Origin of the sequence: Micromonospora andamanensis (genome assembly GCF_016863495.1) — a bacterium.
GTDB lineage: Bacteria > Actinomycetota > Actinomycetes > Mycobacteriales > Micromonosporaceae > Micromonospora > Micromonospora andamanensis.
In genome coordinates this window covers 1-14,584 of sequence record NZ_BOOZ01000016.1, presented here as the reverse complement: position 1 = coordinate 14,584, position 14,584 = coordinate 1, and the positions used below count along the sequence as shown (strand labels likewise).

The 14,584-nt window shown below is 69.5% G+C and carries 10 protein-coding genes; 8 read left to right on the top strand and 2 right to left on the bottom strand.

Annotated features, from left to right (window positions below):
* Positions 1-122 precede the first annotated feature (122 nt).
* The 5 genes from Van01_RS15990 to Van01_RS15970 are packed head-to-tail and all read left to right on the top strand — an operon-like array spanning position 123 to position 7,612.
* Positions 123-3,533 carry a DEAD/DEAH box helicase family protein gene (locus tag Van01_RS15990; protein WP_204007678.1) on the top strand — a complete coding sequence of 1,137 codons (3,411 nt, stop codon included), beginning with the start codon at positions 123-125 and terminating at the stop codon, positions 3,531-3,533.
* 31 nt (positions 3,534-3,564) lie between these two features.
* Positions 3,565-4,968 carry an AAA family ATPase gene (locus Van01_RS15985; RefSeq protein WP_204007676.1) on the top strand — a complete coding sequence of 468 codons (1,404 nt, stop codon included), beginning with the start codon at positions 3,565-3,567 and terminating at the stop codon, positions 4,966-4,968.
* A gap of 26 nt (positions 4,969-4,994) precedes the next feature.
* On the top strand, positions 4,995-5,624 hold the full coding sequence (locus Van01_RS15980; protein WP_204007674.1) for a DUF4276 family protein: 630 nt from the start codon (positions 4,995-4,997) through the stop codon (positions 5,622-5,624).
* A 34-nt stretch (positions 5,625-5,658) separates the two neighbouring features.
* Positions 5,659-6,666: an aldo/keto reductase gene (locus Van01_RS15975; protein WP_204007672.1), complete on the top strand. Its 1,008-nt coding sequence runs from the start codon at positions 5,659-5,661 to the stop codon at positions 6,664-6,666.
* A 46-nt stretch (positions 6,667-6,712) separates the two neighbouring features.
* Positions 6,713-7,612 (top strand): TIGR01777 family oxidoreductase, encoded by a 900-nt coding sequence (locus Van01_RS15970; protein ID WP_204007670.1) that lies wholly within the window; start codon positions 6,713-6,715, stop codon positions 7,610-7,612.
* A gap of 109 nt (positions 7,613-7,721) precedes the next feature.
* Here Van01_RS15970 and Van01_RS15965 read toward each other — a convergent pair whose 3' ends face one another.
* Positions 7,722-8,963: an extracellular catalytic domain type 1 short-chain-length polyhydroxyalkanoate depolymerase gene (locus Van01_RS15965; protein WP_204007667.1), complete on the bottom strand. Its 1,242-nt coding sequence runs from the start codon at positions 8,961-8,963 to the stop codon at positions 7,722-7,724.
* Positions 8,964-9,132: 169 nt separating this feature from the next.
* Between Van01_RS15965 and Van01_RS15960 the strand changes: the two genes are divergently transcribed.
* Together Van01_RS15960 and lipB are read left to right on the top strand one after the other, a co-directional pair.
* On the top strand, positions 9,133-10,953 hold the full coding sequence (locus tag Van01_RS15960) for a DUF6311 domain-containing protein (protein ID WP_204007665.1): 1,821 nt from the start codon (positions 9,133-9,135) through the stop codon (positions 10,951-10,953).
* 81 nt (positions 10,954-11,034) lie between these two features.
* The gene (gene lipB, locus Van01_RS15955) at positions 11,035-11,682 is read left to right on the top strand and encodes a lipoyl(octanoyl) transferase LipB (protein WP_204007662.1); all 648 of its coding nucleotides are present in this window, start codon (positions 11,035-11,037) and stop codon (positions 11,680-11,682) included.
* Positions 11,683-11,810: 128 nt separating this feature from the next.
* Here the strand turns inward: lipB and aspS are convergent, their stop codons facing one another.
* Complete coding sequence (aspS, locus tag Van01_RS15950) at positions 11,811-13,097, bottom strand: aspartate--tRNA(Asn) ligase (RefSeq protein ID WP_204007660.1); 1,287 nt, start codon at positions 13,095-13,097, stop codon at positions 11,811-11,813.
* 455 nt (positions 13,098-13,552) lie between these two features.
* Here aspS and lipA point away from each other — a divergent pair, with 455 nt between their 5' ends.
* Positions 13,553-14,545 carry a lipoyl synthase gene (gene lipA, locus Van01_RS15945; RefSeq protein ID WP_204007658.1) on the top strand — a complete coding sequence of 331 codons (993 nt, stop codon included), beginning with the start codon at positions 13,553-13,555 and terminating at the stop codon, positions 14,543-14,545.
* Positions 14,546-14,584: the final 39 nt, after the last annotated feature.

Genomic DNA, 14,584 nt, shown 5'->3' with positions numbered 1-14,584 from the left:
CAGCCCCATTGACAGCGCGAGGTCGCACAAACCGGCGAATGTCTGTGGCCGTCAGGTGGGCTCGACTGGCGTTGCCGATGTGAGAGCATCGGGGGCTGCTGTCGATCGTGGGGGTTGGCGCAATGAGCAACTTTCATTTTCTGCGTACCGAGTGGCCCGATCTGTTCCGGGAGGCCGCCAAGGCCGAACGGAATACGGTGCTCGATCCGCGCACCGCCTGCTTTTATGCCCGGCGGACGCTGGAGCACACCCTCACCTGGCTGTTCGAGGTCGACAGCACGCTCAACCAGCCGTACAAGAAAGACCTCAACGGGATGATCCACGAGCCGACGTTGCGGCATCTGGTCGGCCCTGGACTCAACGCCAAGATGGACATCATCCGCAAGCAGGGCAATTGGGCGGTGCATCGGACGGCGCCGGTCAAGTCGACCGACTCGATTCCTGTCGTGCGGGAGTTGTTCCACGTCTTGTACTGGGTGGCCCGGCACTACGCCCGCGACCAGTCGCAGGTGCCGCCGAGCATCCTCACCTTCGACGAAACGCTTCTCCCCCGGCCGCAGCACGGTCAGCCGCAGAAGACCAGCCAGGCCGAGATCAAGGCGCTTGCCGACAGGCTGGCCGCGCAGGATGCCGCGCTCGCCACCGAGCGGGAGAAGAACGCCAGCCTGGATGCCGAGTTGGCGAAGCTACGCGCCCAGATCGCCGCCGCCAAGGCCGCCAACGAGGCCCGGCCGGACGACCACGACTACAACGAGTCCCAGACCCGGGACCTGTTCATCGACGTACTGCTCAAGGAAGCCGGTTGGCCCCTCGACCAGGAGCGCGACCGGGAGTTCCCGGTAACCGGCATGCCCGGCGGCGGCGCGGGGGTGGTCGACTACGTGCTGTGGGGCGACGACGGTAAGCCGCTGGCCGTGGTCGAGGCCAAGCGCGCCCGCCGGCACGCCACCGCCGGCCAGCAGCAGGCCAAGCTCTACGCCGACTGCCTGGAGCAGGCGTACGGACAGCGCCCGGTGATCTTCTACACCAACGGCTACGAACACTGGCTGTGGGACGACACCGCCTACCCGCCCCGGCCGGTGCAGGGCTTCTACACGAAGGCGGAGCTGCATCTACTGGTGCAGCGGCGGGAGAGCCGCCGGCCGCTGGCAGAACAGGAGATCAACGGGCGGATCGTCGAGCGGCACTACCAGAAGCGGGCGATCCGGGCGGTCGGTGAGGCGTTCGAGCTGCACCGACAGCGTCAGGCGCTGCTGGTGATGGCGACCGGTGCGGGCAAGACACGCACGGTCATCGCCCTGGTCGAGCAGCTCATGCACGCCAACTGGGTCAAGCGGGTGCTCTTCCTGGCCGACCGCAACGCGCTGGTCAACCAGGCGGTCAACGCCTTCAAGGCGCACCTGCCGGAGGTGGCCACGGTCAACCTGGTCACCGAGAAGACCACCGATGGCCGGGTGTACGTCTCCACGTACCCGACCATGATGGGCCTGATCAACGAGACCGTGGACGGCGTTCGGCGCTTCGGCCCCGGGCATTTCGACCTGGTCATCATCGACGAGGCGCACCGCTCGGTCTACCAGAAGTACCGGGCGATCTTCGCCTGGTTCGACTCGCTGCTGCTGGGCTTGACCGCCACTCCGCGTAACGAGATCGACCGCAACACCTACAGCCTGTTCAACCTGGAAGACGGCGTGCCCACCGACCACTACGACCTGGACGAGGCGGTCGAGGAGGGCTACCTGGTGCCGCCCCGCGCGGTGGCGGTGCCGCTGAAGTTCCAGTGGGACGGCATCCGCTACGACGACCTCAGCGAGGAAGAGAAGGAACGCTGGGACGCCCTCGACTGGGGCGAGGACGGCCCACCGGACGGCGTCGACCCGGATGCGGTCAACAAGTGGCTGTTCAACACCGACACGGTGGACAAGGTGCTGGCGACCCTGATGACGCACGGGCACACGATCGCCGGTGGTGACCGGCTCGGCAAGACAATCATCTTCGCCAAGAACAACGACCACGCGACCTTCATCCGCGAACGGTTCGACCTCCACTACCCGCATCTGAAGGGCCACTTCGCGCAGGTCGTCACCCACAAGGTCGACTACGCCCAGAGCCTGATCGACGACTTCTCGGTCAAGGACAAGGCCCCGCACATCGCCATCTCGGTGGACATGCTCGACACCGGCATCGACGTGCCGGAGGTCGTCAACCTGGTCTTCTTCAAGGTCGTCCGGTCCAAGTCGAAGTTTTGGCAGATGATCGGCCGGGGCACCCGGCTGTGCCCGGACCTGTTCGGTCCCGGCCAGGACAAGCGTGACTTCTTCGTCTTCGACTGCTGCGCGAACTTCGCGTACTTCAGTCAGGATCTGCCGGCCAGCGAGGGTTCGCTCGGCGAGTCCCTCACCGCTCGCCTGTTCAAGGCGCGAGTCGAACTGCTCTACCGGCTCGACCAGCGGCTGCCGCAGGGTGGTGAGCCCGCGGTGGACGGCACGCGCAGCGAATCCGGGCTGCGCTGGGACATCGCCCACCACCTGCACGAGCGGGTCAGCGGCATGCACCTGGACAACTTCGTCGTCCGGTCCAAGCGACGGACGGTGCAGTTTTACGCCGACGCCGCCAACTGGCACCGGCTCACCCCCGAGGCGGTCGATGAGATCGGGCGTGACCTGGCCGGGTTGCCGACCTCGGTCAAGGACGACGACGAGACCGCCAAGCGCTTCGACCTGATGATGCTGCGACTTCAGCTCGGCCAGCTCGACGTGGAACCGGCCTACGAGCGGCTGCGCCGACAGGTGCAGGAGATCGCCTCGGCGCTGCTGGAGCAGACAAGCATCCCGGCGATCCGCGAGCAGCGGGAGCTGCTGGACGAGGTCGCCAACGACGAGTGGTGGCAGGATGTCACGCTGCCGCTGCTGGAGTTGGTGCGACGCCGGGTCCGATCCTTGGTGCGTCTGATCGAGCGGGGCAAGCGCACAATCGTCTACACCGACTTCGTCGACCAGCTCGGAGAGCTGACCGAGATCACCATTCCGCAGGCGCGGGTCGGCACCGACTACGAGCGGTTCCGGATCAAGGCGCGTGCCTACCTGCGCCAGCACGAGGACCACGTGGCGTTGCAGAAGCTGCGCCGCAACCGGCAACTCTCCCCCACCGACCTCGTCGAGTTGGAACGGATGCTCGCCGACAGCGGTGTCGGTGCCGCCGACGACATCGAACGTGCGCGGCGGTCGGCCGACGGGCTGGGGCTGTTCATCCGGTCGCTGATCGGCCTGGACCGCGAGGCCGCCACGGAGGCGTTCAACGAGTTCCTCGACGGGCGGACGCTGACCAGGAACCAGATCCACTTCATCCACATGATCGTCGGGCACCTGACCCAGAACGGTGCCATGGAGATCGGCCGGCTCTACGAGTCGCCATTCACCGAGATCGCCCCACACGGGCCGGAGTCGTTGTTCACGCCGGCCGACGTGGATCGCATCGACGCGATCCTCACCTCCGTACGCGCCACCGCCACACCGGCCCACGAGGTCGCCTAGTGGTTCGCTCGACTCCGGCTAGGCTCTGGCCATGCTGACGCGGCTCCAGGTGCAAGGGTTCAAGAATCTGCTCGACGTGGATGTCGAGTTCGGCCCCTTCACCTGCATCGCTGGTGCCAATGGCATGGGAAAATCGAACATCTTCGACGCTATAGAGTTCCTCTCCTATCTGGCGACCGGCTCGTTGGCCGATGCTGCCCAGCGGGTGCGGGGTACCGCTCGCGGGCGGGGCGGCGACCCGCGTGACCTGTTCTGGGACGGCTACCGCGAGCACGAGCACCCGATCACCATCGCGGCCGAGATGATCGTGCCCACCGAGGTGGAGGACGAACTCGGCGAGCTGGCCCGCCCGGAGGCCACCTACCTTCGGTACGAAGTGGTTCTGGGCTATGAGCCGTCGCGCGGTGATCATGGGGTCGGTCGACCGCACCTGCTCCGCGAAGATCTGCGCCAGATCCCGGACGCCCGGTCTCGATTGACCTTTCCCGCGAGCCAAGCGTTTCTCGACGCGGTGGTGATCGACGAGGGCCGGAACCGCGTTTTCCTCTCCACCGACATCGGCGACAACGAACAATTGATCAACGAGCACACTGATTGGAACCGTGTTGAGCGGTCGCGACCGGCCAGTCGGGTGACACGAACAGTGCTCAGCACAAAGATCACGGCGGACAACCCGACCATCCTGGCCGCAAGAAACGAAATGAAAAGCTGGCGTCGGCTGGCTCTGGAACCGTCCGCGTTGCGCACGCCGGACGGCACCACCGGCTCCGATTCACTGTCTGCCAACGGGCGGCACCTTCCTGCGACACTCCACCGAGTCGCGCATGGTCCGGAATGGTCGGCTGAGCCGGACCGGGTCTACGCGAGGGTGGCCGGCAGGCTCTCGGATCTGTCGGGTCTGGCGGTCGAGGACCTAGAGGTCGAGTTCGACGAGGCTCGGGAACTCTTCACGCTCTTCCTCACCGAGCGGGGAGGCTTGCGGCTTCCGGCACGCGCGCTGTCCGAGGGGACCTTGCGCTTCCTCGCACTCTGCGTACTCCTTGAGGACGCGGAGTTCACCGGCCTAATCTGCATGGAAGAGCCGGAGAACGGGATCCATCCGGCGAACCTGGCGGCCATGGTGCAACTGGTCCGCGACCTCGCCGTCGACCCGACCGACGCACTCAGCCACGACAACCCCTTCCGGCAGGTCATTATCAACACCCACTCGCCCGGCGTGGTGCAACTCTGCGACCCCGACGATCTGCTGCTAGCCGATGTGCGCCTGACGGCGGCTCCGGATGGCACAGCGGCGCGTGCCCTGTCCCTGCTGCCCTTCCGTCGAACATGGCGGGCAAGGCGGGGAGGCCCGACCTTCTCGATGGCCGACATCCTCGCCTACCTCTCCGAGCCACCGCAGGCACACCTACGGCTTCCCTCGGACCTGACCGCATGATGGCCCGGACCTACTCTGGCCTGTTCGTGCCTGAGGGCACGTCGGATGACCCGCTGGCTGCACATATCGAACGCCTGTTCTTCGACAAGGGCTACCCAGTCGCCCTAAGCAGACCGGACTTCGGGCGGCTGCCGAGGGTCGGCAAGGACGTAGCCTCGCGGATAAGGGCAGGGCTCCAACTCGTCGACGGTCCCGTCGACGTGATCGTCGTACACCGAGACGCGGACAACGCCGGACCGGACGCCCGCCGGGTGGAGATCGAGTCGGCCTTCCGGTCGGCGGGAACTGCGGCTGATCTCGTCCCGGTCATTCCGATACGCATGACCGAGGCATGGCTGCTGCTGGACGAGGCGGCGATCCGTCGCGTGGCGGGTAACCCTCAAGGACGCGCGAGTTTGAATCTCCCGAAGAGGCGTGAAGTAGAATCGCGCGCCGATCCCAAGGGCATTCTCCGTGAATGTCTGTTGACAGCGTCCGAACAATCCGGCCGTCGGCGCGCCGCGGTGGCCCGGCGCTTCGACGACAACCGCAGGCAGTTGCTGGAACGGCTCGACCTGAATGGGTCTGTCGTGCAGTTGCAAAGTTGGTGCAGCCTGATCGCGGACATCGAAGCCGTCGTCAAGCGGTGGCACTCAGGACGATCCGACAGCGCTTGACTTCGAGTGCGCTCCAAGCGGGACGCTTGGCGGCATGACGACGACACGGAAACTGGGTCGCAGCGGGATCGAGGTCAGCGCCATCGGGATGGGGTGCTGGGCGATCGGTGGGCCGCTGTGGGGCGACGACCGGCAGCCGTTGGGCTGGGGCGAGGTCGACGACGAGGAGTCGGTACGGGCCGTGCACGCGGCGATCGAGCACGGAGTGACCTTCTTCGACACCGCCAGCAACTACGGGGCCGGGCACAGCGAGCGGGTACTCGGCCGGGCGGTCGCCGGCCGCCGTGACCAGGTGGTGATCGCCACCAAGTTCGGCTACAGCTCCGACGAGGCGACCCGCCGGGCCACCGGCGAGGACCACCGTCCCGAGTACGCGGTGGCCAGTCTGGAGGCGTCGCTGCGCCGCCTCGACACCGATCACGTCGACCTGTTGCAGCTGCACCTGAACGACCTGGCTCCGGCGCTCGCGCTCGACCTGGTCGACACGCTGGAGAGCATGGTCACCCAGGGCAAGATCCGGGCGTACGGGTGGAGCACCGATCACCCCGACTCGGCTGCCGCCTTCGCCCCGGCCGCCCCGCACTGCACCGCGATCCAGCACGACCAGTCGGTACTGCGGGACAACGCCGACATGCTCGCGGTCTGCGAGAAGCATGACCTGGCCAGCATCAACCGGGGGCCGCTGGCGATGGGGCTGCTTACCGCCGCCACCAGGTCGCTTGGCGACGACGACGTGCGGGGGCGGGCACCCGAATGGCTGCCCTGGTTCACCGACGGACAGCCGGCGCCGCAGTGGGCGCAGCGGATCGACCGGGTCCGGGCGGCGCTCACCGCCGACGGCCGTACCCTCGCCCAGGGTGCGCTCGGCTGGCTGCTGGCCCGCAGCCCGCGTACGGTGCCGATTCCTGGCTTCCGGACGGTGGCGCAGGTCGAGGAGAACACCCGGGTGCTCGCCCTCGGTCCACTGCCCGCGGACGCCTACGCGGAGGTCGAGCGGGAGCTGTCGGAGCTGCGCTCGGTCGGGGCCGCCACGCGGGCGTGACCGACTCGACGCATCCGGCTGGCCCCCCGTACCCGAAAATGTAGGCATGCGGATCCTGATGGCCGGTGCGTCCGGCTTCCTCGGCACCCGGCTGGTCGACCTGCTCGTCACCGACGGGCACCAGGTGACCCGGCTGGTACGCCGACCGCCGCGCGCCGCCGACGAGCGACAGTGGTCGCCGTCGGCGGCGCAGTTGGACCCGGCGGTGGTCGCCGAGGCCGACGCGGTGGTCAACCTGGCCGGCGCGGGTGTCGGCGACCGGCGCTGGAACGACGGGTACCGGCAGCTCATCCGGTCGAGTCGGGTGGACACCACAAGCACGCTTGCCACCACCATCGCCGGTCTGCCGGCGGCCGACCGGCCGGAGGTGCTGCTGAACGCCTCGGCGATCGGCTGGTACGGCAACACCGGCGACCGGGTGGTCGAGGAGGACGCGCCGGCCGGCGAGGGTTTCCTCGCCGACGTGGCCCGGGTCTGGGAGGCGGCCACCCGACCGGCTGAGGACGCCGGGGTGCGGGTGGTGCGGCTGCGCACCGGGCTGCCGCTGCACCGCGACGGTGGGCTGCTCAAACCGCAACTGCTGCCGTTCAAGCTGGGCATCGCCGGCCGGCTCGGTAGTGGTCGGCAGTGGATTCCGTGGATCTCGATGACCGACTGGCTCAACGCCACCACGTTCCTACTGGCCCGGGCCGATCTGGCCGGGCCGGTGAACGTGGTCGGGCCGGCCCCGGTCACAAACGCCGAGTTCACCCGGGAGCTGGCCCACCAGCTGAACCGCCCCGCGGTCATCCCGATCCCGGCGCTGGCCCTGAAGGTCGCCCTGGGCGGCTTCGCCCAGGAGGCCCTCACCAGCACCCGTGTCCTCCCCGGCGTCCTCAACCGCGCCCAGTTCACCTTCCGCCACCCCGACCTCCGCACCGCCCTCCAAGCCGCCCTCCACGACTGACCTCCCCCTCCCCCGCGAGCCGCATGGGTTGATCATGAGGTTAGCGGCGAAGTTGATCTCCAAAACTGCCGCTAACCTCATGATCAACGAAGCGGGGCGGGCGGGGCGGTCAGCAGCCGATGGTCCAGTGGTTGGGGGCGGTCTGGCGCAGGGTGGTGGTGTAGAAGGTGTTGTAGAGGCCCATCCGCTGGTTGGAGCCGTTGGCGTAGGCGTAGCCGCCGGAGTGGTAGGCGCGGCCGGCGGTGACGTGGGCGTAGTTGCTTGCGGTGACGCAGGTCGGGGCGCCGGTGGGGGTCGGGCTCGCGGTCGGGGTCGGGCTCGCGGTCGGGCTGGGCGACGTGGTCGGGGTCGCCGTCGGGGTCGGGGTGACGCCGCCGTTGAGGCCGAAGAAGACCGCGTCGTGGTACGTCGAGCAGATGGTGTCCAGGAAGTACGCGGCGGCGGTACCGCACTGGTCCGCGCCGGAGCCCGGGTCGACGGGGGTGCCGTGCCCCATGCCGGAGACCCGGTGCACCCGGACCACGTCGTTGCCGTACACCTCGACGCTGGTGCCGGCCGGCAGTTGCCGGGTGCTGGTGGGCGTCTGCGAGACACCGAGCACGTTCGTCCACTGGTCGCGCGACTCGGTGGCGTTCGCCGTCGCCACGGTGTAGTCGCTGGCGCCGTGCCAGATGGCCACCTTCGGGCGGGCACCGGAGTAGCCGGGGTGGGCGTTGCGGACCAGGTCACCCCACTGCGCGGGGGTCTTGTCGACACCGGGGCTCATGCAGGAGAAGGCGTTGACCATGCTGGTGGCGCAGCGGTGCGGCAGCCCGGCGATTATCGAACCACCGGCGAAGACGTCCGGGTAGGTCGCGAGCATGGTGGCGCTCATCGCCCCGCCGGCCGACAGCCCGCTGACGTAGACGCGGTTGGCGGCCGTGCCGTACGTCGACCGCGCGTGGTCGACCATCTGCTTGATGGACAACGCCTCACCCTGCCCCCGGGTCGTGTCGCCGGTCTCGAACCAGTTGAAACAGGAACTGGAGTTGTTGGCTGAGCGCTGCTCGGGCACGATCAGCGCGAATCGCCACTGGTCGGCGTACTTCTGCCAGCCGGAGTTGGTGAAGTAGCCGCTGGCGTTCTGGGCGCAGCCGTGCAGCAGCACCACTGCCGGGGCACCGGTGGGCAGGTTGTCCGGCCGGTACGCGTACATGGCGAGGTTGCCGGGGTTGGAGCCGAAGCCGGTGACCTGGGTCAGGGACGCGGCCTGGGCGGGAGCGGCGACGGCCACCAGCGCGGCGGCGGCCAGGACCAGCCCGGCCAGCGCACCGGCGAGCCGGGTACGGGTGCGGCGCACGAGAGCCTCCATTGTTGTGAGCTGGATCACCAATAATTGCCGCGACGTTACGCACCTGTGTCGCACCGATGACATGGTGGCCGTGCACACATTCGTCGATGTCCAGGTGTGGCAGGGTGGACCGCCGCCTACCTGCCGGGTCTGACCGGCGTGTCCCGGTGCGATTGGTAACGTCCGCTAGGTGCCCACCTCCCCGTCCGTGGCGTCCGCGCCCGCCTCACCGTCGCCCTCGCGGGTAACTCGCGACCGCCGAGCCGACCTGACAGTGGTGCTTGTCGCGCTGGCGCTCGCCGTCTGGGTGACAAGCGGGCTGTGGATCGACCCGAACGGGCGGGCGATCACCGTCAACTCCAGTGACCAGGCGCTGTTCGAATGGCTGCTGGCCTTCGGCGGGCACGCGTTGACCCACGGCGAGAACCCGCTCTTCACCTATCTGATCAACGTCCCGGACGGGGTGAACCTCGCGGTCAACACCTCGATCACGGTGTACGCGGCGGCCTTCGCCCCGCTGACGTACCTGATCGGGCCGCCGGCCACCTTTCTGGTGATCCTCACCCTCAACCTGGCCGCCACCGCCGTCGCCTGGTACTGGCTGCTCTCCCGGCACCTGGTCCGCAGCCCTCTCGCCGCCGCGGTGGGCGGGCTGTTCATCGGCTTCTCCCCGGGGATGGTCTCGCACGCCAACGCCCACCTGAACTGGACCGCCGGCTGGCTGGTGCCGCTACTCGTGTGGCGGCTGTTCGCGCTGCGCCGGCCCGGTCACTGGCTACGCGACGGCGCGATCCTCGGCGTACTCGTCGCGGTCGCCTTCTCGATCGCCGCCGAGGGACTCTTCTTCACCGCGCTGGCACTCGGACTCTTCGTCGCCGTCTGGGCGCTGCACCCGGCCAACCGGGTCGAGGCCCGCGCCGTACTGCCCTCGTTCCTGCGCGGCCTCGCGGTGACCGCTGTGGTCGCCGGGGTGCTGCTGTCCTACCCGCTGTGGCTGCACTTCGCCGGGCCGCAGCGGTTCCACGGCACCGGCTTCGACGCGGTGATCCACTCCGAGGACATCGCGGCGTACGCCGCCTACCCGCGCCGTTCGCTTGCGGGCGAGGCCGGTTTCGGCACCTCGCTGGCGCCGAACCCCACCGAGGAGAACTCCTTCTTCGGGCTGCCGTTGCTGGTACTCGCCGTCGGCTGTTTCGTGCTGCTGTGGCGGGCCGGTGACACACGCCGACGGGCGACTCTGTGGGCGCTCGGGATCGTCGCGGTGGTCTTCACCGCGCTCTCCTTCGGGCCGGTGGCCAAGGTCGACGGCCGGCGTACCGACCTGCCGATGCCCTTCGACCTGCTCGGGCACCTGCCGGTGGTGAACGCCGCGCTGCCCGCCCGGTTCGCGCTCGTGGTGACGCCGGTGCTCGGCCTGCTGCTGGCGTACGCGGTGGACCAGCTGCGCCGACGTCCGCTGTCCCGCCCGGCGGCGGTGGCCTGGACCGTCGCCTTCGCGGTGGCCCTGGTGCCGCTGTTCCCCACTCCGCTGCTGACAAGCGAACGGGAACCGATCCCGCGCTTCATCACCTCCGGCGCCTGGCGGGACCACGTCTCCCCGGGCGGGGTGCTGACCCCGGCGCCGCTGGCCCTGGACGTCTACCCCGACGGGCAGCGCTGGCAGGCGTACGCGCTGGCGAACCGGCAGGGCGAGTTCGCCATCCCGTCCGGGTTCTTCCTCGGCCCCGGCGGTCCCGACGACCGGGGACGCATCGGTCCGGTGCCCCGCCCGTTCGGCGCGCTGCTCGACCAGGCCGCCCGTACCGGCCTGCCGCCGATCGTCACCGAGGGGACCCGCGAGGAGGTCCGGGCCGACCTGGAGCACTGGCGGATCGAGACGGTGGTGCTCGCCGACGAGGTGCACGGCGCCAAGTGGCCGGTCGACGAGGAGGCGATCCGCCGTACCCTGGTTCTGCTCTTCGGCGAGCCACAACGGGTCGAGGACGTGTGGGTGTGGCAGGTCGGGGAGTGAGCCGCCCGAGGGTCGGCGGCGGGACCAGTGGTGAGCCGGCTCACCACTGGTGACCAGCGGGTACGGGTCTAGGCTGGACGGGTGACCGTGACGACCTCCGGCCTGACGGCCGTACGCGCCGGTGTCCTCGACTACGCCGCCGCCTGGGACGAACAGCGTCGGTTGCACGAGGCGGTGGTCGCCGGCGGGCAGGGCGACACAGTTCTGCTGCTGGAGCACCCGAGCGTCTACACCGCGGGCAAGCGCACCGAGCCGTGGGACCGCCCGGTCGACGGCACTCCGGTGATCGACGTGGACCGGGGCGGCAAGATCACCTGGCACGGCCCGGGCCAGTTGGTGGGTTACCCGATCGTGCGCCTGCCCGACCCGGTCGACGTGGTCGCGTACGTGCGTCGGGTCGAGCAGTTGCTCATCGACGTCTGCGCCGAGTTCGGCCTGACCGCCGGCCGGGTCGAGGGACGCAGCGGGGTCTGGGTGCCGGCCGACGACCGGGGCCCGGAGCGCAAGGTGGCCGCCATCGGCATCCGGGTCGCCCGGGGTGTCACCCTGCACGGCTTCTCGATCAACTGTGACTGTGACCTGGCGTTCTTCGACCGGATCGTGCCGTGCGGCATTCGCGACGCCGGCGTCACCTCCCTCACCGCCGAACTCGGCCGCCCCGTCACCGTCACCGACGTCCTCCCCGCAGTAGAACGCCACCTCCCCACCCTCCACCTCCCCACCCCCTAACACCCCCACCCCACCCACGGTCGATCATGAAGTTGTTGTCACGCCACGCCGACATCGGCGACAACAACCTCATGATCGCCGCCGTCCTGGCCGGGGTGAGGGCGGGAGGGCGGGAGGGCGGAGGGGTGTCAGGGGGTTAGGCGGTGGAGGTCGCGGGGGAAGGGCGTTACCTGGCGGATGTTGGGGGCGCCGGTGAGGCGGGCGACCAGGCGTTCCAGGCCGATGGCGAAGCCGCCGTGCGGGGGCATGCCGTGGCGGAACGCGTCGACGTAGCCGGCGTACGGCTCCACCGGCTCGCCCCGGGCGGCCAGCGCGGCAAGGTAGTCGCCGTGCCGGTGCAACCGCTGCCCGCCGGTGACCAGTTCCAGCCCACGGAACAGCAGGTCGAAGCCGTTGGAGTAGGCCGGCCGCGCCGGGTCCGGATGGGTGTAGAAGGGTCGCTTCGCCATCGGGTACCCGGTGACGAAGAGGAACTCCGAGCCGTGCTCGCGCCGGGCCCACTCGCCCAGCGCGCGTTCGTGGGCGGGTGCCAGGTCCGGTTCGTCGGCGGGTGCGCCGGCGATGCGCAGCGCGTCGGTGAAGTGCACCGCCGGGATCTGCGTCGGCACCGGTGGGGGCGTGACGCTGAGGGTGGTCAGCGCGCCGGCGGCCCGGTCACCTACCGCGTCGAGCATCCCGGCCAGGGTGTCCCGCAGCACCGCCATCACGTCCCGGTGGTCGGCGACGAAGCCCAGCTCGACGTCGAGCGAGGTGTACTGCGCCAGGTGTCGCACGGTGTCGTGCGGCTCGGCGCGGAACACCGGCCCGACCTCGTACACCCGCTCGAAGACCCCGACCATGAGCTGCTTGTAGAACTGCGGCGACTGGGCCAGGTACGCGGGCCGACCGAACCAGTCAAGGGTGAAGACGTTCGCCCCGCTCTCGGTGGACGAGGCGACCACCTTCGGCGTGTGGATCTCCACGAAGCGGCGGGCGTCCAGCGAGGCCCGGAAGCCGGCCACCGCCGCCGCCGAGATCCGCAACGCGGCTGACCGGGTCGGGTGACGCAGGGCGACCGGGGCGTGGTCCAGCTGGGTCGGCAGGGTGGCAGCCAGGTCGGGTCGGTAGAGGTCGAACGGCGGTGGGTCGGCGGGCGGGCCGAGCGGTCGTACCGTCGGGTCGGTCAGCTCCAACCCGCCGGGCGCCGCCGGGTTCGTGACCACGGTGGCCACCACCTCGACGACTGTCTCCTCCGGCAGCGCCTCGACCTCGGCGCGCACCGCGGGATCGGTGACGACCACCTGCGCGAGCCCGGCGGCGTCCCGGACGATCAGGAAGGCCACCGACTTGAGCAGTCGGCGGCGGTGCACCCAGCCGGCGATCCGGACGGTACCGCCGGTGTGCCGGGTGAGCTGGTCGGACAGGATGCGTTGCATGGCTACCTCCTCGATCAATCGCAACGCGATCCCCGGGAGGTGTGGGCGAGCGGGAACCTCGCGGTGCCACCACACCTTCGCCCCCGCCAGGGCGGGAGCCTCGTTCGTCGCCTTTTCACCGGGGCCAGCCGGGCGGGGTCTACTGGGCGCGGATGCCGGAGTGCCCCTGCTCAGCAAGGGCCGACCGGTCACCGCGCGCCGTTCTTCCCGCAGCTCGGGAGGGTCTTCGCGGCCCCGGCGCCAGACCGCCTCGCAGCATCCGGCGGCTCTCTTCAACTGGCGGGTCGGTGCGCTACTCGGCTCCGTCGTCGCTACTCGTCGGGCACGTTAACACCCGGCCGGGCCGTCCTGTTACGTGTTTTTTCCGGCCCCGGTGTCCGGCGTCACAGGATTTCCGGGGTGACGGCCGTCGCCCGCCGTTCATCGACCGCCGCCGTCCGGCGTAGGCTCGTTTTGTGACGATCGAGCACTCCGCGCAGACGACCGGCCAGGCCGCGAGTACCGCGACGCCCGCCCCCGAGGGGCGGCGACTGCTGCGGATCGAGGCACGCAACGCCGAGACGCCGATCGAGCGCAAACCACCGTGGATCAAGGTCAAGGCCAAGATGGGCCCGGAGTACACCCAGCTACGCGGGCTGGTCTCGCGCGAGGGGCTGCACACGGTGTGCCAGGAGGCCGGCTGTCCCAACATCTACGAATGCTGGGAGGACCGCGAGGCCACCTTCCTCATCGGCGGTGACCAGTGCACCCGCCGCTGCGACTTCTGCCAGATCGACACCGGCAAGCCGGCCGAGTTCGACGCCGACGAGCCGCGTCGGGTCGCCGAGTCGGTGGTGTCGATGGGTCTGCGGTACGCCACCATCACCGGCGTCGCCCGCGACGACCTGCCCGACGGCGGGGCCTGGCTCTACGCCGAGACGGTCCGGCAGATCCACGCCCTGCAGCCGGGTTGTGGCGTCGAGCTGTTGATCCCGGACTTCAACGCGGTACCCGAGCAGCTCGCCGAGGTCTTCGGCGCCCGGCCCGAGGTGCTGGCGCACAACGTGGAGACGGTTCCCCGGATCTTCAAGCGGATCCGGCCGGCCTTCCGCTACGAACGGTCCCTGGACGTCATCTCGCAGGCCCGCGCCGACGGCCTGGTCACCAAGAGCAACCTGATCCTCGGGATGGGCGAGGAGCGGGCCGAGATCTCGCAGGCACTGCGTGACCTGCACGACTCCGGCTGCGAACTGATCACCATCACCCAGTATCTGCGCCCCTCCCCCCGGCACCACCCGGTGGAACGCTGGGTCAAGCCGGAGGAGTTCGTCGAGCTGCGCGAGGAGGCCGAGGAGATCGGCTTCGCCGGCGTGATGAGCGGCCCCCTGGTGCGCTCGTCCTACCGCGCCGGCCGCCTCTACCAGCAGGCCCTCGCCGCCCGCCAACCCGCACCCCTCCCCACCCACTAATCCCCCCAAGCCCTCCGGCGATCATGCAGTTGTGGTTGG